The 23,669-nt window shown below is 67.5% G+C and carries 22 protein-coding genes; 18 read left to right on the plus strand and 4 right to left on the minus strand.

The annotated features are described in order from the left end of the window. The first annotated feature begins 131 nt into the window (after positions 1-131). The 15 genes from AC5JLE_RS12880 to AC5JLE_RS12950 all read left to right on the plus strand — a co-directional run bounded on the left by AC5JLE_RS12880 (position 132) and on the right by AC5JLE_RS12950 (position 16,876). Entirely contained in the window at positions 132-1,190 is a 1,059-nt protein-coding gene (locus AC5JLE_RS12880) for a pilus assembly protein PilM (RefSeq protein WP_014038321.1), read from the plus strand. Next, on the plus strand, positions 1,190-2,062 hold the full coding sequence (locus AC5JLE_RS12885; RefSeq protein WP_496065343.1) for a PilN domain-containing protein: 873 nt from the start codon (positions 1,190-1,192) through the stop codon (positions 2,060-2,062). The genes AC5JLE_RS12880 and AC5JLE_RS12885 overlap by 1 nt, the downstream gene beginning before the upstream one ends. Continuing rightward, positions 2,059-2,715 carry a type IV pilus inner membrane component PilO gene (locus AC5JLE_RS12890; protein WP_005418916.1) on the plus strand — a complete coding sequence of 219 codons (657 nt, stop codon included), beginning with the start codon at positions 2,059-2,061 and terminating at the stop codon, positions 2,713-2,715. Before AC5JLE_RS12885 ends, AC5JLE_RS12890 begins: the two co-directional genes overlap by 4 nt. Continuing rightward, a complete protein-coding gene (locus tag AC5JLE_RS12895) occupies positions 2,715-3,248 on the plus strand; it encodes a pilus assembly protein PilP (RefSeq protein ID WP_005418914.1) in 534 nt (177 codons plus the stop codon). The genes AC5JLE_RS12890 and AC5JLE_RS12895 overlap by 1 nt, the downstream gene beginning before the upstream one ends. A gap of 21 nt (positions 3,249-3,269) precedes the next feature. Beyond that, complete coding sequence (locus tag AC5JLE_RS12900; RefSeq protein WP_197561496.1) at positions 3,270-5,240, plus strand: type IV pilus secretin PilQ family protein; 1,971 nt, start codon at positions 3,270-3,272, stop codon at positions 5,238-5,240. A 186-nt stretch (positions 5,241-5,426) separates the two neighbouring features. Continuing rightward, the gene (locus tag AC5JLE_RS12905; RefSeq protein WP_164110374.1) at positions 5,427-6,452 is read left to right on the plus strand and encodes an AAA family ATPase; all 1,026 of its coding nucleotides are present in this window, start codon (positions 5,427-5,429) and stop codon (positions 6,450-6,452) included. Positions 6,453-6,460: 8 nt separating this feature from the next. Further along, positions 6,461-7,390 (plus strand): DUF58 domain-containing protein, encoded by a 930-nt coding sequence (locus tag AC5JLE_RS12910; RefSeq protein ID WP_496065344.1) that lies wholly within the window; start codon positions 6,461-6,463, stop codon positions 7,388-7,390. Next, positions 7,387-7,836 (plus strand): DUF4381 family protein, encoded by a 450-nt coding sequence (locus AC5JLE_RS12915; RefSeq protein WP_496065345.1) that lies wholly within the window; start codon positions 7,387-7,389, stop codon positions 7,834-7,836. Before AC5JLE_RS12910 ends, AC5JLE_RS12915 begins: the two co-directional genes overlap by 4 nt. Next, a complete protein-coding gene (locus AC5JLE_RS12920; protein WP_496065346.1) occupies positions 7,833-8,837 on the plus strand; it encodes a vWA domain-containing protein in 1,005 nt (334 codons plus the stop codon). Before AC5JLE_RS12915 ends, AC5JLE_RS12920 begins: the two co-directional genes overlap by 4 nt. Beyond that, on the plus strand, positions 8,834-10,672 hold the full coding sequence (locus AC5JLE_RS12925) for a VWA domain-containing protein (RefSeq protein WP_496065347.1): 1,839 nt from the start codon (positions 8,834-8,836) through the stop codon (positions 10,670-10,672). Before AC5JLE_RS12920 ends, AC5JLE_RS12925 begins: the two co-directional genes overlap by 4 nt. Further along, positions 10,669-12,384: a BatD family protein gene (locus AC5JLE_RS12930; protein WP_496065348.1), complete on the plus strand. Its 1,716-nt coding sequence runs from the start codon at positions 10,669-10,671 to the stop codon at positions 12,382-12,384. Before AC5JLE_RS12925 ends, AC5JLE_RS12930 begins: the two co-directional genes overlap by 4 nt. A 57-nt stretch (positions 12,385-12,441) precedes the next feature. After that, positions 12,442-13,761, plus strand: a complete 1,320-nt coding sequence (locus tag AC5JLE_RS12935; protein ID WP_014648249.1) for a dicarboxylate/amino acid:cation symporter — start codon at positions 12,442-12,444, stop codon at positions 13,759-13,761. 214 nt (positions 13,762-13,975) lie between these two features. Next, positions 13,976-15,973: a transketolase gene (gene tkt / locus AC5JLE_RS12940; protein ID WP_496065349.1), complete on the plus strand. Its 1,998-nt coding sequence runs from the start codon at positions 13,976-13,978 to the stop codon at positions 15,971-15,973. Between the two features lie 307 nt (positions 15,974-16,280). Next, entirely contained in the window at positions 16,281-16,559 is a 279-nt protein-coding gene (locus tag AC5JLE_RS12945; RefSeq protein ID WP_032962148.1) for a type II toxin-antitoxin system RelE/ParE family toxin, read from the plus strand. A gap of 11 nt (positions 16,560-16,570) precedes the next feature. Next, positions 16,571-16,876 (plus strand): HigA family addiction module antitoxin, encoded by a 306-nt coding sequence (locus tag AC5JLE_RS12950; protein WP_495233156.1) that lies wholly within the window; start codon positions 16,571-16,573, stop codon positions 16,874-16,876. 87 nt (positions 16,877-16,963) lie between these two features. Here the strand turns inward: AC5JLE_RS12950 and AC5JLE_RS12955 are convergent, their stop codons facing one another. Both AC5JLE_RS12955 and AC5JLE_RS12960 read right to left on the minus strand, forming a co-directional pair. Further along, the gene (locus tag AC5JLE_RS12955; RefSeq protein ID WP_495233155.1) at positions 16,964-18,916 is read right to left on the minus strand and encodes an acetyl-CoA hydrolase/transferase C-terminal domain-containing protein; all 1,953 of its coding nucleotides are present in this window, start codon (positions 18,914-18,916) and stop codon (positions 16,964-16,966) included. A 33-nt stretch (positions 18,917-18,949) separates the two neighbouring features. Next, the gene (locus AC5JLE_RS12960; protein ID WP_069118237.1) at positions 18,950-19,507 is read right to left on the minus strand and encodes a flavin reductase family protein; all 558 of its coding nucleotides are present in this window, start codon (positions 19,505-19,507) and stop codon (positions 18,950-18,952) included. A 118-nt stretch (positions 19,508-19,625) separates the two neighbouring features. On the opposite strand from AC5JLE_RS12960, the gene AC5JLE_RS12965 reads away from it, so the two are divergent. The 3 genes from AC5JLE_RS12965 to AC5JLE_RS12975 are packed head-to-tail and all read left to right on the plus strand — an operon-like array spanning position 19,626 to position 21,785. Continuing rightward, entirely contained in the window at positions 19,626-19,991 is a 366-nt protein-coding gene (locus tag AC5JLE_RS12965) for a BlaI/MecI/CopY family transcriptional regulator (protein ID WP_014648244.1), read from the plus strand. Beyond that, positions 19,984-21,225, plus strand: coding sequence for a M56 family metallopeptidase (locus AC5JLE_RS12970; RefSeq protein WP_414614254.1), 1,242 nt, complete (start codon positions 19,984-19,986; stop codon positions 21,223-21,225). The genes AC5JLE_RS12965 and AC5JLE_RS12970 overlap by 8 nt, the downstream gene beginning before the upstream one ends. Further along, positions 21,222-21,785 carry a hypothetical protein gene (locus tag AC5JLE_RS12975; protein ID WP_197562135.1) on the plus strand — a complete coding sequence of 188 codons (564 nt, stop codon included), beginning with the start codon at positions 21,222-21,224 and terminating at the stop codon, positions 21,783-21,785. Before AC5JLE_RS12970 ends, AC5JLE_RS12975 begins: the two co-directional genes overlap by 4 nt. Before the next feature lie 53 nt (positions 21,786-21,838). Here the strand turns inward: AC5JLE_RS12975 and AC5JLE_RS12980 are convergent, their stop codons facing one another. Together AC5JLE_RS12980 and AC5JLE_RS12985 are read right to left on the minus strand one after the other, a co-directional pair. Continuing rightward, a complete protein-coding gene (locus tag AC5JLE_RS12980; RefSeq protein ID WP_197575474.1) occupies positions 21,839-22,639 on the minus strand; it encodes an MBL fold metallo-hydrolase in 801 nt (266 codons plus the stop codon). A gap of 11 nt (positions 22,640-22,650) precedes the next feature. Then, positions 22,651-23,469, minus strand: a complete 819-nt coding sequence (locus AC5JLE_RS12985) for a S1/P1 nuclease (protein ID WP_414614253.1) — start codon at positions 23,467-23,469, stop codon at positions 22,651-22,653. Positions 23,470-23,669 lie beyond the last annotated feature (200 nt).

Here is a 23,669-nt window from a genome sequence, read left to right on the forward strand (position 1 = left end):
GGAATCGCCAGGGGCTGCATCGTGAATCCGTGAGGGATTTCACAGCAGGGCGGTTGCCATTTGCTAAGAATACGTTATTAATGCGCGGACGCAGCTCTTGCGTCCAAGTGCCCGTCGGCAGGGGAGAAACCGTGGGGCTCATCCCAAAAAGTCAGTCGCCGCTTGTTGGCGTCGACATCAGTTCGACTGCGGTAAAGCTTTTGCAGCTGTCCCGCAGCGGCAATCGTTTCCGCGTGGAACATTACGCTGTGGAACCTCTTCCGCCGAATGCGGTGGTGGAGAAGAACATCGTTGAAGTGGAGGCCGTGGGTGAGGCCATCCGCCGGGCGATGAACCGTTCAGGCAGCAAGGCCAAATTGGCCGCTGCCGCCGTCGCAGGGTCGGCGGTGATCACCAAGGTGATCCCGATGCCGGCCGATCTCGACGAAAACGACATGGAAGCCCAGATCGAGCTGGAAGCGGTCAACTACATTCCGTATCCGATCGAGGAAGTGAACCTGGACTTCGAGGTGATCGGGTCGATCCCGAACAACCCGGAGATGGTCCAGGTGCTGCTGGCCGCGTCGCGTTCGGAGAATGTCGAGCTGCGCCAGTCCGCGCTGGAACTCGGTGGCCTGCAGGCCAAGGTGATGGACGTGGAGGCCTTCGCGGTCGAGAACGCCTACGCCCTGGTCGCCAGCGAGCTGCCGGTATCCATCGACGGCGTGGTCGCGCTGGTCGATATCGGCGCCACCATGACCACCCTCAATGTCCTGCGCGGCGGCCGCAGCCTCTACAGCCGCGAGCAGGTGTTCGGTGGCAAGCAGCTGACCGACGAGATCATGCGCCGCTACGGGCTGAGCTACGAGGAAGCCGGGCTGGCCAAGCGCCAGGGCGGCCTGCCGGAAAGCTACGAGATGGAAGTGCTGGAGCCGTTCAAGGAAGCCACGGTCCAGCAGATCAGCCGCCTGCTGCAGTTCTTCTACGCAGGCAGCGAGTTCAACCGCGTCGATCACATCGTGCTGGCCGGCGGCTGCGCCGTGCTCGGTGGCCTGCCGGAGATGGTCGAGGAACAGCTGGGCGTGCCGACCGTGGTCGCCAACCCGCTGGCGCAGATGACCCTGGGGCCGAAGGTGAACGCGCATGCGTTGGCCCAGGATGCCCCCGCGCTGATGATCGCGACCGGTCTGGCGCTGAGGAGCTTTGACTGATGGCACGCATCAATCTATTGCCCTGGCGCGCCGAGCGGCGCAAGCAACGCCAGCGCGAGTTCTACGCAATGCTGGGCATGGCCGCCGTCGGTGGCCTGCTGCTGTCGCTGATGATCTGGTTCTACTACGACCGTCAGGTGAGCGGCCAGATGGACCGCAATGCCTATCTGGAAGCCGAGATCGAGAAGGTCAAGGAACAGAACAAGGAGATCGATCGCCTCGACGCGCAGAAGGAACGCCTGCTGGCCCGCAAGAAGGTGATCGAGGAACTGCAGGCCAAGCGCTCGCAGATGGTCCACCTGTTCGACGCGCTGGTGCGCACCATCCCCGACGGTGTGGTGCTGACCGCGCTGAAGCAGGAGGGTGATGTGCTGACGCTGGAAGGCCGCACCCAGTCCAACGCCCGCGTTTCGGCCTACATGCGCAACCTGGAGACCTCCGGCTGGATGACCAACCCGGAGCTGTCGATCATCGAAGCGCGCGACCCGGAGAAGGACAAGGACGGCAAGACCGGCCCGCTGGCCGACATCAAGGCGCTGCCCTACGTGTTCGTGGTCAAGGTGAAACTGCCGGCACAGAGCGAAGAGGTTTCGGCGACGCCGGGCCTGAACGCCGATGGCTCGGTGGCGACGGCTGCCCCGGCACCGGTGGCACCGTTGGCCGCAGGTCCGGATGCCGCGACGCCTGCGGCTCCGGCAGCGGGCCAGCCGGCAGCGGCTCCCGCCGCACCGGCTGCTGCACCGTCGGCCGCTCCGGCCAAGCCGAACCAACCGGCCGCTCCGGCCCCGGCACCTGCCCCGAAGCCTGAGGGCAGCCGCCTGGCGCAGCCGCCGCAGGCCTTCAATGCGCTGCTGCAGGGGGACCGCGCATGAGCCAGAAGATCGACATCAAGAACCTGGATTTCAACGACATCGGCAACTGGCCGCAGAAGGCCAAGATCGTCTTCTGCTCGTTGCTGGCGCTGGTCATCATGTTCGTGGCGTGGATGCTGCTGATCAGCGGCAAGCGCGAGGAACTGGCCGGCCTGGAATCGAAGGAAGTCGAGCTGCGCACCGAGTTCACCAAGCAGCAGGAACGCGCGGTGAACCTGGGGCCGCTGAAGCAGCAGCTGGCGCAGATGGAGCAGGTGCTGCAGCAGATGCTGCGGCAGCTGCCGAGCAAGACCGAAATGCCCGACCTGATCATCGACATCTCGCAGACCGCGCTGTCCAGTGGCCTGACCAACGAGCTGTTCGAGCCGGAGCAGGAGCAGATCAAGGAGTTCTACGCCGAAAAGCCGATCAAGCTGCGCATGGTGGGCAGTTACCACCAGTTCGGCGCGTTCGTCAGTGGCGTGGCCTCGCTGCCGCGGGTGGTGATCCTGACCATGCATGACATCAACCTCAAGCCCAAGGAAAAGACCGGCGGCAACGTCCGCAGCGGTGCACTGGAACTGTCCGGTACGGTCAAGACCTACCGCTACCTCGACGAGACCGAAGTGCAGGCGCAGCAGGCGGCCGACGCTGGCAAGGAGGGCAAGAAGTGATGCGCGCGCAGACCGTACGTGGTGCGATGGTGCTGGCTGTGCTGCTGCTGGCCGGTTGCGGCCGTGGCGTGACCAGCACGCCCGGCGACGCACCGAACCTTGAGAAGTGGGTGGAAGGCGAGCGTGCGCGACCGGCGCAACCGCTGGAACCGCTGCCGGTGATGCAGCAGTTCGAGACCTTTGAATACTCCGCGCAGGGCATGCGCGATCCGTTCACCGATGCCTGGACCAATCCGCAGCAGGGGAACGGCGGATTGCGACCGGACCCGAACCGGCGCAAGGAGCCGTTGGAAGGCTTCCCGCTGGATGCGCTGGACATGGTCGGCACCATCGGCACCGGTGCAGGCACCGTGGCGCTGGTGATGGGGCCGGACAAGGTCACCTACCGGGTGCGCCCGGGCGGTTACCTGGGGCAGAGCGACGGGCGGGTCACGGCGGTCTTCGAAGACCGCGTGGAGCTGATCGAACTGGTGCCGGATGGCGCGGGTGGCTGGCTGGAACGGCCGGCAACGCTCTCGCTTGAAGATCAATGATCGTTTACTGGGGATAGCACGATGACCTTTCACCAAGCCAAGGGGCTGCGTCCCATCCGGCGCTCTACCTTGAACCGTGTCAGCGCGCTGGGAGTCGCGCTGATGCTGGCCTGTGCTCCGGCGCTGGCTGCCGCACCGGCGGAAAAGCCGGTGGGCGCCACCGTGGCACCGGCCGCCGCGCCGGCAGGCCTGTCGGTGGCCAAGATCGATTTCAAGCGTGGCGATGACGGCGCCGGGCGCCTGATCGTGCAGTTCGACGGGCAGGGCGCGATCCCTGACCTGCGCACGCAGGGCAACAGCGTTGTGGTCGACGTCGGCAATGCCCGACTGCCGGCCAACCTGCAGAAGCCGATGAACGTCACCGACTTCGCCACGCCGGTACAGCGCATCGACGCCAAGCCGTCCGGTGCCGGCACCCAGCTGGTGCTGAGCACCGGTGGTGCAGTGGAATCGCTGGCCTACCAGAGCGGCAACGAGTACGTGGTCGAGATCAGCCCGCGGCAGGCCCAGGCCGCCGTTGGCGCGGTCACCGCCGGCAGCGTCACCCAGGCGGCCAAGGCCGTCGGCCAGCGCGGTTTCACCGGCAAGCCGGTGACCTTCAACTTCCAGGACGTGCCGGTGCGCACCGTGCTGCAGTTGATCGCCGAGGAGTCCAACCTGAACGTGGTTGCGTCCGACTCGGTGCAGGGCAATGTGACCCTGCGCCTGGTCAATGTGCCGTGGGACCAGGCGCTGGACATCGTCCTGCGCGCGAAGGGCCTGGACAAGCGTCGCGACGGCAGCGTGATCTGGGTGGCGCCGCAGGCCGAACTGGCCAAGTTCGAGCAGGAGAAGGAAGACGCGCGCATCGCCATCGAGAACCGCGAAGACCTGCAGACCGACTACATCCAGATCAACTACCACAGCGCCACGCAGATCTTCAAAGCGCTGACCGAGGCCAAGGGCATCGGCGGCAGTGGCGGTGGTGGCAGTGGTGGCGGTGGTGGTGGTTCCTCGCAGGAAGACAGTGGCTTCCTGTCCTCGCGCGGCCGCATCGTGGCCGACGAGCGCACCAACACGCTGATGATCAGCGACATTCCGAAGAAGATCGCGCGCATGCGCGAGCTGATCAACGTGATCGACCGCCCGGTCGACCAGGTGCTGATCGAAAGCCGCATCGTCATCGCCACCGATACCTTCGCCCGTGAGCTGGGCGCGAAGTTCGGTGTCAGCGGCAGCCGTGACAACGTGTACTTCAGCGGCAGCCTGGATGCCAATGCCGAGACCCGCAAGTCGCAGGTCGCGACCGACCTGGCCAATGCCAAGGCCGAGCGTGACTGGGAAGCCGGTGGCCGGGTCGGCCCGCCGCCGGTGAAATCCGGCTCGGCGATCACCCGTGGCCTGAACTGGAACCTGCCGGTCGCCGCCGCCAGCAATCCGGGTTCGCTGGCGCTGTCGATCCTCAATGCCGGTTACTTGCTGGACGTGGAGCTGTCGGCCATGCAGCAGGAATCGCGAGGCGAGGTGATCTCCAACCCGCGCGTGGTCACCACCAACCAGCGCGAAGCGATGATCAAGCAGGGCAAGGAGATCGGCTACGTCACCATCAGCGGTGGTACCGCTGGCGGCGTGGCGACGCCGAACGTGCAGTTCAAGGAAGTGGTGCTGGAGCTGAAGGTCACCCCGACCATCACCAACGACAACCGCGTGTTCCTCAACATGCAGGTGAAGAAGGACGAAGTCGACCAGCTGATCCAGCTGGAAGGCTACGGCACCGTGCCGTCGATCAACCGCCGCGAAGTCAACACCGCGGTGCTGGTCGAGGATGGGCAGACCGTGGTGATCGGTGGTGTCTACGAGTTCACCGATCGCAACAGCATCAGCAAGGTGCCGTTCCTGGGCGACGTGCCGTTCCTGGGCAACCTGTTCAAGAAGCGCGGCCGCAACAAGGACAAGGCCGAGCTGCTGGTGTTCGTCACCCCGAAGGTGCTGCGCGTGGCCAAGCAGAACTGAGCCAACGCACTCAGGTGTTCGAAGAAGGGCCGCCTCGTGCGGCCCTTTTTCGTTTGGGCTGGCGGCATGCACGAAGCAGATCCACGCCTCGCGTGGACGGCTGTTCAGCCGTTCTTGATGCCAATCGCAAGGCACCCTGCGATGATGTCGGGAACCCGTGCCGTCCTGCGCCGGTCAAAGGCCCCCATGAACCTGCCACCGCCGATGCCCGAAACTGTCTCGCCGCCGCCCGCGCCGGCCACCTCCCGCCTGCATGCGGCATTCACCCAGCTGCGCGATGCGTTGTCGGCCGAGATCGTCGGCCAGGCGGCACTGGTCGAACGCCTGCTGATCGCGCTGCTGGCCGACGGCCACCTGCTGGTGGAGGGCGCGCCGGGCCTGGCCAAGACCACGGCGATCCGTGCACTGGCCTCGCGCCTGGAAGCGGACTTTGCCCGCGTGCAGTTCACCCCCGACCTGCTGCCGGCCGACCTCACCGGCACTGAGATCTGGCGCCCGCAGGAAGGCCGTTTCGAGTTCGTGCCCGGCCCGATCTTCCACCCGATCCTGCTGGCCGACGAGATCAATCGCGCGCCGGCCAAGGTGCAGTCGGCGCTGCTGGAAGCCATGGGCGAGCGCCAGGTCACCGTTGGCCGCCATACCTATGCGCTGCCGCCACTGTTCCTGGTGATGGCCACGCAGAACCCGATCGAGCAGGAAGGCACCTTCCCGCTGCCGGAAGCGCAGCTGGACCGCTTCCTGATGCATGTGCGCATCGGCTACCCGGACCAGGCGGCCGAATCGGAAATCCTGCGGCTGGCCCGCGAGCGCGCCCGTGGCGCGTTGGGCGAGGCCGCGCCGGCGCCCGAAAAGATGCCGATGCAGGACGCGTTCGACGCCCGCCGCGAAGTGCTGGACCTGCACATGGCGCCGGCGCTGGAGCGTTACCTGATCGAACTGGTGCTGGCCTCGCGCGATCCATCGCGCTACGACGCGGGCCTCGGCCGCCGCATCGCCTGGGGTGCCAGCCCGCGTGGCTCCATCGCACTGGAACGCTGCGCACGTGCGCGCGCCTGGCTGGCTGGCCGCGACTTCGTCACCCCCGATGACGTGCGTGCGGTGGCCGCCGACGTGCTGCGCCATCGCGTACTGCCCAGCTATGAAGCCACCGCCGAGGGCTGGGACGGCGAGCGCCTGGTGCAGGAGCTGCTGGCCCGGGTGCCGGCACCCTGAGCCTGCGCATGACCGATCCATCCCTGGAACACGCACCGTCTGCGCTCGAAGGTGACGGGCTGCGCCCACAGCTGGCCGAACTGGTCGCGCTACGGCGGCTGGCGCAGCGTCCACCGCCGCCGCGACGTGGACGCACCGGCAACGCGGGGCAGGCGCCGTCCCCGCTGCGCGGCCGCGGCATGGAGTACGCCGAGTCGCGCGAGTACGTGGCTGGCGACGACGCGCGCCACATCGACTGGCGCGTGACCGCGCGCACCGGCCGCGCCCACACCAAGCTGTTCCAGGCCGAACGCGAGCGGGTCAGCCTGATCGTGGCCGATACCTCGCCGGCGCTGTACTTCGGCACCCGCGTGCGCTTCAAATCAGTGCAGGCCGCACGCGCCGGTGCTGTTGCGGCATGGTCGGCGCAGCGCCGTGGCGACCGCGTGGGCGCGCTGCGTGGCAGCGACCGCGAAGCGCCGATAGCGCCTGCAGGTGGGCCGCGCGGCGTATTGCGCGTGCTCGACGCGCTGACCCGCTGGTATGCACAGCCGCCGGCTGACGATCTGGGCCTGGAGCGCGCGCTGGATCATGCCGGTCGCGTGCTGCGCCCTGGGGCACGCATGCTGGTACTGGCCGATCCGCAGCAGGCCATCCGCATTCCACCGGCGCGCTGGAGCGCGCTGGCCCAGCATCACGACCTCAGCCTGGTGCTGCTGGTCGATCCGCTGGAGCTGCAGCCACCGTCGGCCGCACTGCAGTTCCAGGCCGCGCAGCAGCGCATCGGTCTCGACCTGCGCCGCAGCGAGGTACAGGCGCATTGGCGGGCGCATTTCGTTGAACCGTTGCAGGAACTGCGGCGCCAGCTCGGCGCGCGCCGCGTCGACGTGCAGGTGCTGTCCTCCGATGCGCCCAGCGACGCCTGGCTGGCGCCGTCGCCGACCGAGGTGCCGGCATGAGCGCCGCACTGCCGTTGCGCGATGTGCAGCTGCCGCCGGCACCGTCATGGTGGCCGCCAGCCCCCGGCTACCTGATGATCGGCGCGGTGGTCGTGCTGGTGCTGCTGGTGATCGGCGTGGTGATGTGGCGACGTCGCCGGCGTCGCCAGCGCTGGTTGCAGCTGTTCGACCAGGAGCTGGCAGCGACCACCGACGCAGCAGCAGAACTGGCGGCGATCGCAGGGCTGCTGCGCCGTGCCGCGCGTCATGCAGTGCCGGGCAGTGAATCGCTGCGCGATGACGCCTGGTGGCAGCGTGTGGACCCGCAGGGCACGCTGCCCGCTGCACGTCGCAGCCTGCTGGCCGAAGGGGCCTATCGCCCGCGCGTCGACAGCAACGACGTGGCCGCTGTGCGCAGCTGGGCCCGCGAACGCTATCTGGCGATGCTGCTGGAGCGCCGTCGATGAACCTGTGGACGACCTATTGGCCATGGCCGGACCTGCAGCTGGCATGGCCGCTGGCTTTGCTGGCGCTGCCGTTGCCGCTGCTGATGCATTGGTGGAAGCGCCGTGCAGAACCAGGCGCCGCACTGCGTGTGCCTTATGCGGCTGCCGAGCTGGAAGCGCTGTCCGGTGGCGGCCGTGTTGACGTGTCGTGGTTGCGCACGCTGCTGCTGTGGCTGGGCTGGTGTGCACTGTGCGTCGCACTGGCGCGACCGCAGCAGCTGGGCGAAGCCATCACGCCGCCGCAGCAGGGGCGGCAGATGATGCTGGCGATGGATGTGTCCGGCAGCATGGGCGAGGGCGACATGGTGCTGGGTGGCCAGGCGGTCGATCGCCTCACCGCGGCCAAGGCCGTGCTGGCCGACTTCCTGGATCGTCGTGCCGGCGACCGCGTCGGCCTGCTGATTTTCGGTGATCGCGCCTACACGCTTACGCCGCTTACCGCAGACCTGGCCAGCGTGCGCGATCAGCTGCGCGACAGCGTGGTCGGCCTGGCCGGGCGCGAGACCGCCATCGGTGATGCCATCGGCTTGGCAGTGAAGCGCCTGCGCAGCCAGCCGGAGGGACAGCGCGTGCTGATCCTGTTGACCGATGGTGTCAGCAACGCCGGTGTGCTGGAGCCGCTGCGCGCCGCGGAAGTCGCGCGCGCCGAAGGCGTGCGCATCCACACGGTTGCATTCGGCGGCGATGGCAGCATGCGCCTGTTTGGTATCCCGATTTCCACCGACCAGGATCCGGTCGATGAGGCCACCCTGAAGAAGATCGCCAGCATGACCGGTGGCCAGTTCTTCCGCGCGCGTGACACCGCGCAGCTGGCCGGGATCTACGCCGAGCTCGATCGCCTGGAGCCGGTCGCCGCGAAGGGGCCGAGCCTGCGTCCGCGCGAAGAACGCTATGCCTGGCCGTTGGGGCTGGCGTTGCTGCTGGGCGTGCTGGCCTGGCTGTGGCCGGAGCGTCGCCGATGATCGCGTTTGCTTCGAATCTCCCCGATTGGAGCGCATTGCACTTCCTGCGACCGGAGTGGTTGTGGGCGCTGCTGGCGTTGCCCCTGATCCTCGCGCTCGCGATGTACCGGCAGCGACGCAGTGATGCGTGGCGGCAGGCGGTGGACGCACACCTGTTGCCACATCTGCTGGCCGCGGGCGCGAAGCGGCGAGTGCGCCTGCCATGGGCGCTGCTGCTGGGCTGGACACTGGCATCGCTGGCCATGGCCGGGCCGAGCTGGCGCCAGCAGGCACAACCGATGTTCCAGGCCAGCGCACCGCTGCTGGTGGTGCTGGACCTGTCCAGCCGGATCACGGCAACCGATCTTCCGCCGTCGCGCCTGCTGCAGGCGCGGGCGAAAGTGGGCGAACTGCTGCGCGCGCGCCAGGGCGGGCAGGTGGGGCTGGTGGTGTATGCCGATGATGCCTACACCGTGGCGCCGCTGACCGACGACGGCAGCAATGTTGCGTTGTATCTGGATGCGCTGTCGCCGGACGTGATGCCGCGTGATGGCCAGCGTGCCGACCGCGGCATCGACTGGGCGACACGCTTGATGCGGCAGATCGGCGCGTTGCAGGGGCAGATCCTGCTGGTCAGCGATCAGGCGGACAGCGAAGCTGCACTGGCGGCGGCGCAGGCACGCAGCCTGGGCCTGCAGGTGTCGGTGCTGGGCCTGGGCACGCCTGCCGGTGCGGCCTACCGCGATGGCAATGGGCAGATCCGCCAGGCCGCGCTGGATGAGGGCAGCCTGCGTGCAGTCGCCACTGCCGGTGGCGGCCGCTATGCGCGCATCTCTGCCGATGACGGCGATCTGCGTGCGCTCGGTGTACTCGACGCGCGCGACGGCACGGCGGCGCAGCGGCCGGGCGAAGGCAAGCAGTGGCGTGACGAAGGCTTCTGGTTGCTGCCGCCGGTGATGCTGCTGGCATTGCTGGCCTTCCGCCGTCGCGCGGTGCTGGCCGCGGTGCTCGCGGTGGGTCTGCTGCCATGGATGAATGACGCGCAGGCGCAGGCCCCTGCGACGCCTGTCTCGCAGCCGGCGCAGGGCACGCTGTGGAAGCGCAGCGACCAGCTGCAGCATCAACGCCTGGCCGAGGGGGTTCAGGCCTACCGCAGGGGCGACTTCGCCACTGCACGCAGACAGTTCGAAGGCATCGACAGCGATGCCGGTTGGTACAACCTGGCCAACACGCTGGCACGCGAAGGCAACTACGACGACGCAATTGCCGCCTACGACCGCGCGCTGGCGCTGCATCCGGGCATGGCCGATGCGGTGGCCAACCGTGCCGTGGTCGATGCCGCACGCAAGCGCAGGCCATCCGGGGGCGGCCAAGGCCAGGATCAACAGAAGCCACCGCAGAACGGGCAGCAGAAGCAACCGCAGGGCCCGCAGGGCCAACAGAACCCACAGGGACAGCCGAAGCAGGGCCAGCAGCAACCCGGCCAGGGCCAGCCGCCGTCGGGCCAGCAGGGCCAGCCCAAGGCGGGTGACAACAACGCGCAGTCGGAGCCTCAGCCTGGCGAACGTGGCCGCGATGGCCAGCAGGCACCACCGCAGGTGGAAGATGCCAAGGCGCAGGCGCAGGCCGATGAACAGCAGCGCCAGCGCATGCAGCAGGCGATGCAGCAGGCACGCGAGGGTGAGGCCGGCAAGGGGGGCAAGCCAGTGCCGGGTGGTGAGGGCCGCACGCCGCGCCAGCGCGAGGAGCAACAGGCGGTGGAGGCATGGATGCGGCGTGTGCCGGATGATCCGGGCGCATTGCTGCGGGCCAAGTTCCAGCTGGAAAACGAACGCAGGAAGAGGGAAGGGCGATGACGCGGTCGATCAACATGCACGGGCACTGGCCTCGACAGGTACTGGCGGCGCTGCTGTTGTGGCTGCCGCTTCTGGCCTGGGCGCAGCCGCGCGCGTGGCTGGACCGCGACCGCATCGCGATGGGCGACACGGTCACGCTCAATGTCGAGAGCGACCAGGGCGCCCCTGACTTCACGCCATTGCGCACCGACTTCGACCTGAGCGGGCAGACCAGCAGCCGCCAGGTGGAATGGAGCAATGGCAGCATGCAGCAGCGCAACCTGTATGGCGTGGCGCTGACACCACGACGTAGTGGTGCGCTGGTGGTACCGGGCCTGCAGGTGGGCAGTGTGCGCACCGCACCGCTGACGCTGCAGGTCGATGCGGCGGCCGTGGCGGGGCCCGACAGCAATGCGATGGCCTTCATCGAAACCGTTGTCGATGACGATACGCCGTATGTGCAGCAGAGCGTGGGCGTGGTGGTGCGGCTGTACTTCGCCTCGCAGCTGGCCTCCGGCGAGCTGGTGCTGGATACCCCGGCGGGCGCGTCGTTGCAGCGTGTGGGCGACGACCGCACCGATGCACGCCAGGTCAACGGGCGCCGCTACAACGTGGTCGAACGGCGTTTCCTGCTGATCCCCGAGCGCAGCGGCGCGTTGCGCCTGGCCGGTGCCCGTTTCAGTGGGCGCAGTGCGGGTGGCTTCTTCGACGACTTCTTCGGCGGTGGCGATGGCCGCATGAATGCCACCGGCGCAGACCGCACGCTGCAGGTGCAGGCCCAGCCGGCGCAGGCCCCGCAGCCGTGGCTGCCACTGCAGAGCCTGCAGCTGCGCTACACCAGTGCGCCGACCAGTGCCCGCACCGGTGAGGCCGCCAACGTGGTGGTCGAAGCGGTTGCCGAAGGCGCGACGCGCGCGCAGTTCACCGACCTGCCGGTGCCGGATGTCGGCACCAATGCGCAGGTGTTCGCCGAACCGGCACAGTACGAAGAGACCTTCAACGGCAGCACGCCGCGCCTGAAGATCACCCGCCGCTATTCGATCGTGCCGCGCCAGCCGGGTTCGCTGGTGGTGCCGGGGCCGCGCCTGCCCTGGTGGGATGTGCGTAACGGCAAGGCGCAGGAGGCGAAGCTGCCGGACCTGACGCTGGCCGTCGCGGCCGGCACCGGCACCGGCACTGCCTCACCGGCGCCATTGCCGCCGATCGACACCGATGCCGCGCTGCCGGGCGCCGATGGCCGGGACAGCCGCATCGCCGCGACCGATCCGCGTGCCAGCGGCCTGTCCGAGCGTCCGTGGCCGTGGATGGCGGCGGCCATCGGCCTGGCGTTGCTGTGGCTGCTGACTCTCCTGTGGGGCTGGCAGCGAGGTCGGCGCCCGCGCGCAGTGGCGCCAGTAGCGGGCAAGGCCTCTGTGCCGACTGCGGCGGGCGGGCGTGCCGGCCTGGCAGAACTGCGCCGCGCGCTGGATGGCGAGGGCTTCGACCAGGTGGAAGCACAGCTGTGCGCGATGGCTGGTGTGGAACGCATCGAGCAGGTCATCGCGCGGCTTGGGGATGCAGCCCAGCGTCAAGTGCTACAGGACCTGCAGCAGGCGCGGTGGGGCGGGCAGGGGGATCTGGCGCCGCTGCGCACGCGCCTGCGCGAGGTCTTCCGTGACGGACCGCACTGGTCGGCGGCTGCGGGCACCGCCGACACTGACCTGGCGCCGCTGTATCCGCCGCGGCGAACCTGAACCGGCGCCGCTTGCGCGCTTTGTTAGAGTGCATTCATTTTTCGAGGAAACCCGCGTATGACAGCAGCTGCTGCCGACAAGAAGAAGTTGCCCCTGCATTGGAAGATGGGCATCGGCTTTGCGATCGGCCTGGTCCTGGGACTGATCGTGCACGCCCTGGGCGGCAGCGTCGATGGTCTGCAGGCTGGTGCCAAGTGGGTAATGGACTACGTCACCACCCCGGCGTCGGGCCTGTTCCTCAACCTGATCTTCATGCTGATCGTGCCGCTGATCTTCTCGGCGCTGATCATGGGCGTGTCGGAGATGGGCGACATCCGCGCCCTCGGCCGCATCGGCTGGAAGACCCTGGCCTACACCGTGCTGCTGTCCGGCATCGCGGTGGGCATCGGCCTGGTGCTGGTCAACCTGCTCAAGCCGGGCGCGGGCGTCGATCCGCAGACTGCGGCACTGATGCTCTCGGAGAACGCCGAGCGCAGCAAGGAAATCGTCGCTGGCATCCACGGCACGCCGAAGGGCATGGACATGCTGCTGTCGATCGTGCCGAGCAACGTGCTGCAGGCCGCGTCGGACAACGGCGCGATCCTGTCGCTGATGTTCTTCGCGCTGATGTTCGGCATCGGCATGGTGCTGACCGACAATGAAAAGGTTGCCCCGCTGCGCCGCGCCATCGAAGGCGTGTTCGAAATCTCGATGACCCTGATCAACCTGGTCATCCGCCTGGCCCCTTATGCGGTGGCCTGCTTCATGTTCAACCTGGCCGCGCTGTTCGGCTTCGAGCTGATCATCCGCCTGGGTGCCTATGTGGGCGTGGTGGTGCTGGCGCTGGGTCTGCACATGATCGTGACCTACGGTACCGCGGTGTGGCTGTCCGGCCGCTCGCCGCTGTCGTTCTTCCGCGATACCCAGGAAGCAACGGTGATGGCGTTCTCCACCGCCTCCAGCAATGCCACCCTGCCGACCGCGCTGCGCGTGGCCGACCAGATGGGCTTGCCGCAGCGCGTGTCGCGCTTCGTGCTGACCGTGGGTGCCACCGCCAACCAGAACGGCACCGCGCTGTTCGAGGGCGTGACGGTGATCTTCCTGGCCCAGTTCTTCGGCGTGGACTTGAGCATCGGCCAGCAGATCATGGTGATGGCGGTCTGCATCCTCGGTGGCATCGGTACCGCCGGCGTGCCGTCGGGATCGCTGCCGGTGGTGGCGATGATCTGCGCGATGGTCGGTGTGAATCCGCTGGGCATCGGCCTGATCCTGGGCGTGAATCACTTCCTGGACATGTGCCGTACCGCGCTGAACGTGACCGGCGACCTGGCCCTGACCACGCTGGTGGCCAAGGGCGAGTCCCACGACGGCCCGGCGCTGGGCCCACAGCAGGACTGAGTCCGGGGCCACTGCTGGCGACCTGATCGGGGTCGGATTCCTTTCCGCAGGGGAAAGGGCTCCGGCCCCTTTCACATGCGGAATCCGGCGGAGATCATGACGTGCCGGCCAGCGGCCGGCACTACCCGGCCATGTGAACTGACCCCCCGCCCGGCGACTATGGGACAATAGGCCGCCCGCACGTCCGCGGCCGCCTCCCGATTCCGACAGAACCATGACGCAGCCTACCCGTCGCCAGTTGGCCAACGCCATCCGCTTCCTTGCCGCCGATGCGGTTGAAACCGCAAAGTCCGGCCACCCCGGCATGCCCATGGGCATGGCCGACATCGCCGAAGTCCTCTGGAACGACTATCTCCGCCATAACCCGAGCAATCCGCACTGGTTCAACCGCGACCGTTTCGTGCTGTCCAACGGCCACGGTTCGATGCTGCAGTACGCGCTGCTGCACCTGAGCGGTTACGACCTGCCGATCGAGCAGCTGAAGCTGTTCCGCCAGCTGGGCAGCCACACCGCCGGTCACCCGGAACGCCACGAGACCCCGGGCGTGGAAACCACCACGGGCCCGCTGGGCCAGGGTTTCGCCAACGCCGTGGGCTTCGCTCTGGCCGAGAAGCTGCTGGCACAGCGCTTCAACCGCCCGGAGCTGGAAGTGGTCGACCACCGCACCTGGGTGTTCATGGGCGATGGCTGCCTGATGGAAGGCGTGTCGCATGAAGCGGCCTCGCTGGCTGGCACCTGGGGCCTGCACAAGCTGGTCTGCTTCTGGGACAACAACCACATCTCCATCGACGGCAACGTCGAGGGCTGGTTCACCGACAACACCCCGGAGCGTTTCGAGGCCTACGGCTGGAACGTGGTCCGCGACGTCGATGGCCACGACCCGGAAAGCATCAAGGCCGGCATCGAGGCCGCGCTGTCGCAGAGCGACAAGCCGACCCTGATCTGCTGCCGCACCACCATTGGTTTTGGTTCGCCGAACAAGGCGGGCAAGGAATCCAGCCACGGCGCACCGCTGGGCAAGGACGAGCTGGAAGCCACCCGCAAGCAGCTGGGCTGGGAATACGGTCCGTTCGAGATCCCGCAGGCGATCTACGATGGCTGGCGCGCCAATGGCGCCGGCACCCTGCGCCAGGCCGAGTGGGAACAGCTGTTCGACAAGTACGCCAGCCAGTACCCGGCTGAAGCGTCCGAGCTGACCCGCCGTTCGCACGGCGAGCTGCCGGCCGACTTTGTTGCCAAGGCCGATGCCTACATCGCCCAGGTGGCCGCTGAAGGCCCGACGATCGCCTCGCGCAAGGCCTCGCAGCTGGCCATCGAAGCTTATGCCCCGCTGCTGCCGGAAATCGTCGGCGGCTCGGCCGACCTGGCGCATTCCAACCTGACCCTCTGGAAGGGCAGCAAATCGGTCGCCAGCGACGACGCCAACGCCAACTACGTGTACTACGGCGTGCGCGAGTTCGGCATGACCGCGATTGCCAATGGCCTGGCCCTGCACGGTGGCTTCATTCCGTTCGACGCCACCTTCCTGGTGTTCAGCGATTACGCCCGCAATGGCGTGCGCATGAGCGCCCTGATCCCGGCCCACGCCATCCACGTGTACACCCACGACTCGATCGGCCTGGGCGAAGACGGCCCGACCCACCAGCCGGTGGAGCACCTGGCCTCGCTGCGCTACATCCCGAACAACGACGTGTGGCGTCCGTGCGATGCGGTCGAGTCGGCGGTGAGCTGGAAGGCCGCGATCACCCGCCAGGACGGCCCGAGCTGCCTGGTGTTCAGCCGCCAGAACCTGCCGCACCAGCCGCGCAACGCCGAGCAGATCGCCCAGATCGAGCGCGGTGGTTACGTGCTGGCCGATGCTGCCGGCACCCCGGACGTGATCCTGATCGCCACCGGTTCGGAAGTCTCGCTGGCCACTGAAGCCAAGGCCCAGCTGGACGCGGCCGGCCTCAAGACCCGCGTGGTCTCGATGCCGTCCACCGACGTGTTCCTGCGCCAGGATGCGGCCTACCGTGAAGCGGTGCTGCCGAATGCGGTGCGCAAGCGCGTGGCCGTGGAAGCCGGCGTCACCGGTTTCTGGCGCCAGTTCGTCGGCCTGGACGGTGCCGTGATCGGTATCGACACCTTCGGTGCCTCCGCCCCGGCCGACCAGCTGTACAAGCACTTCGGCATCACCACCGCCCACGTGGTGGAAGCCGCCAAGGCGCTGTAAGCAGCATCGCGACGTAATGAGGAAAGGCCGGCGCACGCCGGCCTTTTCTTTGCCGCAGGAAAAAAGGGGACGGAGGGGATTAAGTCGTTTGTGCACATGCGACCTAATTCCCTCCGTCCTTATTTCTTTGTCCGGCATGTTCCACCCGGCGGTCCCGGCGTCGCGTTGGCCTCTTCATCTGACCTGCGTTCTCTGCGAAAAAAGGACCTGCCGAGGAACCCTCAGAAGTAGGCATGGATAAGAAGCGCGGCGCAGAAAACCACGGTGGATTTGCGGGGTGTAAGGTCATGCCTTACACTTGCGCTGCATGATCGTCAGCTTCAGGCACAAGGGCCTGAAGGCGCTCTATGAGCGGGGCGACATTTCCGGAGTCCGTGCCGATCATGTGGCTCGGTTGCGGCGTTTGCTTCTGCAGCTGGATCAGGCCCGGCTGCCTGGGGACATGGGGCTTCCCGGAAATCGCCTGCACCCCCTGCGCGGAAGCTATAGCGGCTACTGGGCTGTAAGTGTTTCGGCGAGTTGGCGATTGGTGTTCCGCTTTCGTGGGCTCGACGTTGAACTGGTCGATTACCTTGACTACCACTAAGAGGCTGCTCGATGCCGTTGCATGATCCGCCGCATCCCGGAGAATCGCTGCGCGAAGACATCCTGCCGGCGATCAGCATGTCGATCAGTGCGTTGGCGCAGCATCTTGGCTATTCGCGCGGACAGCTGTCGACCGTCATCAACGGGCACGCCGGTATCTCCGCGGAACTCGCGTACCGTCTTGAACTTGCAGGTCTGGGCAATGCCCGCATGTGGCTGGCGATGCAGGCGGCATATGATCTGTGGCAGGTCGAGCATCGAGCGCATCCACCGATTGCCCGCCTGTATCTTGAGGAAGCAGTAAGGATTGGTCAGTAGATTCGCGCCATGCATCGATGAGAAAAGGGGACGGAGGGGATTAAGTCGTTTGTGCACAAACGACTTAATCCCCTCCGTCCCCTTTTCTCAGGCGGTGCGCGCCAGTGCCAGCCGCAGCAGGCGCGCGTCCAGGCGTTCGGCGAAATCCTTCGGTGCCTGCAGGCCCATGCGCTGCAGGTACACCGCATCGCCGTCGCCGGCCGGTTGCCGTAGTGCTGCCCAGACGGTACGCAGCTTGTCGCCGCGGGTCTGCGTATTGGCCTTCAGCCACGCCAGCGCTTTCACCAGCACCTGCTCGATCTCGTTGAAGTCACTGCCCAGCGGATAGTCCGGCAGGCTGCCATCGGCGCGGAACGGGGCCAGCGCCGCTGTCAGCGCCTGCGGCGTATTGCGCTGCTGCCGCTGCGGATCCGGTTGCGCGACCGCCAGCAGTTTGCGCGAGGCGTGCGCCTGCTGCAGCAGGCCGCCCTGGAACGGGGCCTCGGTGATTGCGGTCATCGCATGCACGCAGTCCTCGTCGGTCAGCCCACGCAGATCGGCGATGCCGTATTCGTTGAGGTAGATGTCGCGCAGGTGGCGCGGGATGGTGGTGTGGCCGTAGTTCCAGCGGATGTTGGATTCGCGCCGGCCCTTGTCATCGCGCGCGGCGCGGAACATCAGCACGCTGCGGGCTTCCGGCAGGGCATGTGCCATCGCCACGAAGTTGTACTGCCCGCCCACGCCGGACACCACGCGTCCATCGTCCAGCGCATCCGACACCGCCGCGCCCAGCGCGGTGGCCATCATGCAGGAGTTGAAGAAGCGCGCGTGCCGGCGCTGCAGGCGTTCCAGCGTTTCGTTGCCGCCGTACAGCTGGTTGATCTCGCTGATGCGGCGCATGCCGATCGCACGGCACTCGTCCTCCGGCAGCGTGCGCAGCCACTCGTAGAATTCCGGCGAGCCCAGGTAGAACGCGCCGTGCAGGTACTCACCTTCGGCCGCCAGGGTGGCGTGGTCGATCGACAGCGTGCTGCCGTTCTCGATGCGCTGCATCAGCGCCAGGTCATCGTGTACCTTGCGCTTGATCACCCCGGTCTGCACCAGCCTGCGGAAGCCCTCGTTGAGCATCTCGCTGCAGCCGTACAGGCCCACTTCGAACGGGTCCACGCCGCCGATCTCCTGCACCAGCGGGTGGCTGGCCAGCTGCGGATCCAGCGCGTGCAGCACGCGGCGGTAGCGCGCGTTGTCGGTGTGGCGCAGCACCAGCGCATGGCTGAGCGCGTCGGCCAGCGTACCGATGCCGATCTGCAGCGTGCCGCCATCGCGCACCAGCGTGCTGGCGTACAGGCCGATGGCGTAGTCGACATCGCCGACCGGCTGCCGCGGCAGCCCGAACAGCGCCGGGTACGGCGGCGGTGGGGTGATCACCAGATCGAAGAACGAGACATCGACCGTGGCCGAGCCGCCCAGGTAGGGCAACTGGGGATCGATCTCGGCAATCAGCAGCGGACGCGGCAGGCCACGTGCGGTCATCGCGTCCAGCGTGTCCTGGGTGATGTCGTTGTTGCACGACAGGGAAAGCCGGCGGTCGTTCGGGCGCATCGCCACTTTCTGCACGATCACCTGTGGCGCGCGCTGCGCCACCGCGTCGGCGGCGTGGGTGTAGTTCAGGCTGGTATAGCTGGACTGCGCCTGGCGCGACCCGAGCAGGGCGCCGGATTGCATGTAGAACTCTTCCACCTGCACATGTGCCGGCAACGCGTCGCGTGCGATCGCATCGGCATAGGCCAGGCGCGGGAAGTCGTCGCCGAAATGGCGCTGCGCGAACGGCGCCAGGAAGCGCGCCTCCAGGCCGTTGCCCCGCGCCTTCGGCGGATTCAGCGACAGCGCGGTATACAGCTGCAGCGGCCGCGAAGGATCATGTTCGACGCGTGCGTAGAGGGCATTGAGCAGCCGATGCGGCTTGCCCAGTGCCAGCGGTGCCCCGATCCGCAGCGGCCCGTCCACGCGCGCAAACAACCAGTCGACGGCGGCGTCCAGGTCGGTGAGGTGTTCGGTCATGCGCGGCGGTCCTGCGTCGGGGGAGTGCGGGCATTACAGCATGTCGGGCTTGAACCGCCGTCGACGCGAGACTTCCGCGCCGGCCACCATGAACTGCCCATCGCCGCGGTAATGCACCGTGCGCGGCAGTTTCGGCCGGGGCGCAACATGGGCGCGCACGATTTCCCAGACAAACAGATTGCTCGACGCCACCTGGCTGTCGTCGTACAACCGGCATTCGAAGCACGAATGGCATTGGCCAACCAGCGGCGCGCCGACCTCGCGCGCGGGCAGCGCATCGAGCTCGAAACGGGCGAACTTGTCGACCTCGCGGCCGCTGCAGTTGCCGATATCCACCACGGTATCGAGCAGTTCCACCCCGGGCACGTTGATCACGCACTCGCCGCTGCTACGCGCCAGCGCATGGCTGTGGTTGGCGTCCCACAGGTAGGTGGCGACCAGCGAAGGCGAGAAGCCCATCACCATGTGCCAGCCCATCGTCATCAGGTTGCGCTGGCCGCGCCAAGCGGTGCTGACCAGCACGATCGGGCCAGGTTCGAGGAAGCGGCGGGCCTGCTCGACCGGGAAATCCTTCTTGGGCAGCGCTTTCATCCGATGCCTGGGGCGGGAGGAATCGATGCTGGCGCAGCCGGGATGAACCCGGAGTCGAGGGGCTTGACAGGCAGTTCGATTACGCGCGTAATCAATCCGTCGATTACGGATGTAAACCATGACCCCGATCAGCGAAGCCGAAGCCGTCGTGATGGAGGTGCTGTGGCAGCAGGCACCGCGTAGTGCCGATGACGTGGTGGCCGCGCTGGCCCATCGCGACTGGGCCGAGCCGACCATCAAGACCCTGCTCAACCGCCTGCTGACCAAGGGCGCGATCACTGCCGAGCGCGATGGACGGCGTTACCTGTACCGGCCGCTGCTGCAGCGACAGGCGTGGGTGGAGGCGCAGAGCCAGGACTTCATCGGCCGTGTCTTCGAAGGGCGCGTGGCGCCGCTGGTCGCGCACTTCAGCGAACGCGGCCAGCTGAGCGCGCAGGACATCGCCGAACTGAAGAAGCTGATCCAGGAGCTGGACCATGACTGAGCTGCTCGACGGACTGTGGCGGGCCAGCTTGTGGCTGGCCGTGGGTGTGGTCCTGCTGGCGGTGCTGCGACCGCTGCTGGTGCGGTTGGGGGGCGCTGGGCTGGCCTACCGCAGCTGGTGGCTGCTGCCGCTGCTGCTGGTGGCCCTGACGCTGCCATTGCCACAGGTTGCGGTGTTGCAGCAGGTACCCACGCTGCCGCTGAAAGTGATGCCCGGTGCCCTCGATGCCCTGAGCGGGCCCTCGCTGCCATGGGCCGGGCTGTTGTTCGCGCTGTGGGCATTGGGCGCGGGCATCCGCCTGTTGCGCGACCTGCACGCACAACATCGTTTCGAACGGCGCATGGGCCCACTGACGCCGCGCACCGATGGCAGCTGGCAGGCCAGCGGCGATCCCGGCTTGCCCGCGCTGGTTGGCCTGTGGCGCCCACGCATCGTGGTTGGTCCCGACTTCGACCTGCAGTTCACCGCACAGGAACAGAGCTTGATCCTGCAGCACGAGCGCAGCCATCACCGTCATGGCGATCACTGGGCCAACGGTGCGCTGCTGCTGGTGCGCGCGGTGTTCTGGTTCCACCCGCTTCTGCCGTGGGCTGCGGGCCGCTTCCTGCGCGACCAGGAACTGGCCTGCGATGCCCGCACCATGGCCCCGCAGCCGGCGCTGCGCGGCCTCTACGCCAGCACGCTGCTGAAGGCGCAGCTGGTCCACCCGGTTGCGCCCGCGGTCTGCCATTGGCGCAGCCAACCCGTTTTGAAGGAGCGTATCGCCATGTTGAAGCAGTCCAAGCGGAAGGCATTGCCGTGGGTGTCCGGGCAGGTGCTGGTGGTCGGGTTGTGTGTGGGCATGGGCGCGGTGGCATGGGCCAGCCAGGGCGGCGCGGCCGGGAGCCCGGGGATCGGTGTCGAGCCGTACGCGACTGCGGAAGAAGATGCGGCCAAGGCTGGGCTGGACCGTCCGATCCAGATCGACAGGATGCCACCGCCGTCCTATCCGAAATCCGCGTTCGAGCAGCGCCAGGTAGGTGTGGTGAACCTGCGCGTGGAGGTGGATGCGCAGGGGCGTCCCAGCGATGTCCGCGTGCTCAGTGCCACCAATCCGGGCGTGTTCGATGCGGTGTCGATCGCTGCGGCACGCAGCTGGACCTATCGGCCGGCGATGAAGAACGGTAAGCCGGTTGCAGCGGCGGTGAAGATTCCGATCACGTTCGCCATGGACAACACCGAGGACACCCAATGAAGTCCGCTGCGCTGATCATGGCGGCAGCGCTGCTGGTGGGGTGTGCGAGCCAGGACCGCCTGACCACGGTGGATACCCGCAGCGAAAATGTCGGCCACCAGCGCCTGCAGCCGCAGGCGGGCAGCGGCGGTGGACAGCTGCAGGTGTATTCGCTGGGTGCGACCGAAGGCTACCGGATGCCCCAGCTGTACGCGGCACCAGACCCGGAGGTTGGCGATCGTGACCCGCGCGCGGAACTGGCGCCGACCACGATCTGCCTGCAGGTGGTGGTTGATGCCAATGGCGCCGTGGAGCGAAGCGTGCCATTGACCGATCGTCCGGAGTGCGCGGCAGGTGCTGCGGGCGAGAATGCGCCCCTGCTGCAGGCTGCCCAGGAAGCCGTGGCGATGTGGAAGTACTCGTCCGCAGCGGTCTGCCACTTCGCGGCGGGCAAGGTGCCTGCCGACCGCGGTGACTGCCGGGGCGCCGAGCGCGTCGAGCCGGTAGCGGTCACCCTGCAGTACGCCTTCACGTTCGAGATCGTGAAGGGCCGGCACGTGGTGCGGATGCAGGGAAAATGAACGCTCGCGGTCCGTGATGGAAACCGATGGCGCCGGGCTCTGCCCGGCGTACGTCAGGCCCCGCCCTGGATATTGGCCTTTACCGCAGGCTGCATCAGCTTCGGTTCTTCCAACGTCGCATCGCGGGCCTGGCGCACGCTGACGAACTCCGCCTCGGCCACGCCGTCGTGCACGTGGATGTTGTGCGCGCGCTGTTCACCGATGGTGGTTTCGTTGGCGAAGTCGCGGCCGCCCGGGCCGTAGTCGTGGCAGACGAAAACGCGGGTGGCATCCGGCAGGGCCAGCAGGCGCTGGATCGAGCGGTACAGCTGTGCGGCATCACCGCCGGGGAAGTCGCAGCGGGCAGTGCCGCCGTCGGGCATGAACAGCGAGTCGCCAGTGAACAGCGCATCGTCGATCAGGTAGGCGATGCTGTCGCTGGTGTGGCCGGGCACGGCGATCACCTGGCAGCGCAGTTCGCCCAAAGTGAAGGTCTCGCCATCACTGAACAGGTGGTCGAAGATTTCATCGGCGCCCGGAAGCTGCAGGCCATAGCGTGGCGCAAACGTCGCCTGCACCGCGCGGATGCCTTCACCGATGGCCAGCGTGGCCTGCGGAAAGTGCTGCTTGAGTCGGCGCCCGGCCGACACATGGTCGGCGTGGGCATGCGTCTCCAGCAGCCAGCGCAGCTGCAGGCCCTGTTGTTCGATGGCCTGCAATGCCGCGCGCAGCGGTGATTCGCTGCTGGCGTCGGTGTCCGGGTCGTAGTCCAGGACCGGATCGATCAGCGCCGCCTCGCCGCTGGCCGGGTCGCTGACCAGGTAGCTGAAGGTGTTGCTGTCACGGTGGAAGAACGACTGCACCTGGACCGGCATTGGAGCTCTCCTCAGCGCGTGCCGAGCACGCGGTTCAGCAACTGCGCCAGGTTTTCACCGGCCAGCCGCAGCTGCGCTTCGGCCAGCGGCCGGTAGCGCTCGGTGTACTCGTCACCGATTTTACGCGAGGCCGGATAAACGCCAGGTTGCATGGAGATGCGGCAGCTGGCCTCGGCCCAGGCCTGCGGGTCGCGCTGCGGGTTGGACTGGCGTGCCAGCTTCGGTACGCGCTGGCTCTGCAGCACCGGCAGGTAGCCGGCATCGTCCAGCTTGCGGGTGTTGAGCATGCCGCTGTCCCACAGCGAGTGCAGGTTGGTACCGCGGTTGCCGAACTGCAGCTGGAAATCATTGCCGCCCTTGTCGTGGGCGTAGCCGGCGTGCATCGGCTGGTGGATGTCGCCGACCAGGTGCACGACGAACTTCAGCGCCTGCAGGCGCTCGCCGTCAGTCAGGCTGCGGTCGCCCAGAATGGCGCTCTGCGCCTTGAGGGCTTCGACGATGCAGTTGCCGTTCCTGCAGTGCTTCGGTGCTTCGTAGTGGCAGTCGTCTTCGGCAATGTTGACGTAGTGCCAGCCGGCCGAGCGACGGCCCAGGCCCGGGTCCTTGGCGCGCAGCTGGTCGGCCCAGGGCGCGATGCTGGCCAGGGTGGCGTCCGGTTCGGTGGCCAGCAGGCGGTCCACTTCGGCGCGGGCGGCGGGGGTGAGGCGGGCGTCGGCGACTTCGGCGACAAGGCGGTGGCCTTGCGCGCCCCAGGCATGGGCAGGGGCGGAGACGGACAGCAGGGCCGGCGCCAGGGCGGCGGCGAGGAACAGGGAGTGCAGGGCTTTCATGCGCCCATTCTAGCGGGGTAGGTGGATTGAAGAGCGGCGCGTTCCTGTTCCGAAGTGGAAGCGTAGAGGGAGGGGCGGCGGGACACGCCGTAAATCCGTACCGGGGGGGGGGGTGGGGCCTGCCCTGGCGCCGACGGGCGCGCCCCCCCGCCCGCGGCGCTCCCCGCACGGTGGCTCTGCTCCCGGGCGCCGACGAGCTG

This window comes from Stenotrophomonas sp. (genome assembly GCF_059505245.1).

Bases quoted from the DNA above. Each gene is read 5' to 3' on its own strand.
- AC5JLE_RS12885 (WP_496065343.1), top strand. From the start codon at position 1,190: ATGGCACGCATCAATCTATTGCCCTGGCGCGCCGAGCGGCGCAAGCAA.
- AC5JLE_RS12890 (WP_005418916.1), top strand. From the start codon at position 2,059: ATGAGCCAGAAGATCGACATCAAGAACCTGGATTTCAACGACATCGGC.
- AC5JLE_RS12895 (WP_005418914.1), top strand. From the start codon at position 2,715: ATGCGCGCGCAGACCGTACGTGGTGCGATGGTGCTGGCTGTGCTGCTG.
- AC5JLE_RS12900 (WP_197561496.1), top strand. From the start codon at position 3,270: ATGACCTTTCACCAAGCCAAGGGGCTGCGTCCCATCCGGCGCTCTACC.
- AC5JLE_RS12905 (WP_164110374.1), top strand. From the start codon at position 5,427: ATGAACCTGCCACCGCCGATGCCCGAAACTGTCTCGCCGCCGCCCGCG.
- AC5JLE_RS12910 (WP_496065344.1), top strand. From the start codon at position 6,461: ATGACCGATCCATCCCTGGAACACGCACCGTCTGCGCTCGAAGGTGAC.
- AC5JLE_RS12915 (WP_496065345.1), top strand. From the start codon at position 7,387: ATGAGCGCCGCACTGCCGTTGCGCGATGTGCAGCTGCCGCCGGCACCG.
- AC5JLE_RS12920 (WP_496065346.1), top strand. From the start codon at position 7,833: ATGAACCTGTGGACGACCTATTGGCCATGGCCGGACCTGCAGCTGGCA.
- AC5JLE_RS12925 (WP_496065347.1), top strand. From the start codon at position 8,834: ATGATCGCGTTTGCTTCGAATCTCCCCGATTGGAGCGCATTGCACTTC.
- AC5JLE_RS12930 (WP_496065348.1), top strand. From the start codon at position 10,669: ATGACGCGGTCGATCAACATGCACGGGCACTGGCCTCGACAGGTACTG.
- AC5JLE_RS12935 (WP_014648249.1), top strand. From the start codon at position 12,442: ATGACAGCAGCTGCTGCCGACAAGAAGAAGTTGCCCCTGCATTGGAAG.
- tkt (WP_496065349.1), top strand. From the start codon at position 13,976: ATGACGCAGCCTACCCGTCGCCAGTTGGCCAACGCCATCCGCTTCCTT.
- AC5JLE_RS12945 (WP_032962148.1), top strand. From the start codon at position 16,281: ATGATCGTCAGCTTCAGGCACAAGGGCCTGAAGGCGCTCTATGAGCGG.
- AC5JLE_RS12950 (WP_495233156.1), top strand. From the start codon at position 16,571: ATGCCGTTGCATGATCCGCCGCATCCCGGAGAATCGCTGCGCGAAGAC.
- AC5JLE_RS12955 (WP_495233155.1), bottom strand. From the start codon at position 18,916: ATGACCGAACACCTCACCGACCTGGACGCCGCCGTCGACTGGTTGTTT.
- AC5JLE_RS12960 (WP_069118237.1), bottom strand. From the start codon at position 19,507: ATGAAAGCGCTGCCCAAGAAGGATTTCCCGGTCGAGCAGGCCCGCCGC.
- AC5JLE_RS12965 (WP_014648244.1), top strand. From the start codon at position 19,626: ATGACCCCGATCAGCGAAGCCGAAGCCGTCGTGATGGAGGTGCTGTGG.
- AC5JLE_RS12970 (WP_414614254.1), top strand. From the start codon at position 19,984: ATGACTGAGCTGCTCGACGGACTGTGGCGGGCCAGCTTGTGGCTGGCC.
- AC5JLE_RS12975 (WP_197562135.1), top strand. From the start codon at position 21,222: ATGAAGTCCGCTGCGCTGATCATGGCGGCAGCGCTGCTGGTGGGGTGT.
- AC5JLE_RS12980 (WP_197575474.1), bottom strand. From the start codon at position 22,639: ATGCCGGTCCAGGTGCAGTCGTTCTTCCACCGTGACAGCAACACCTTC.
- AC5JLE_RS12985 (WP_414614253.1), bottom strand. From the start codon at position 23,469: ATGAAAGCCCTGCACTCCCTGTTCCTCGCCGCCGCCCTGGCGCCGGCC.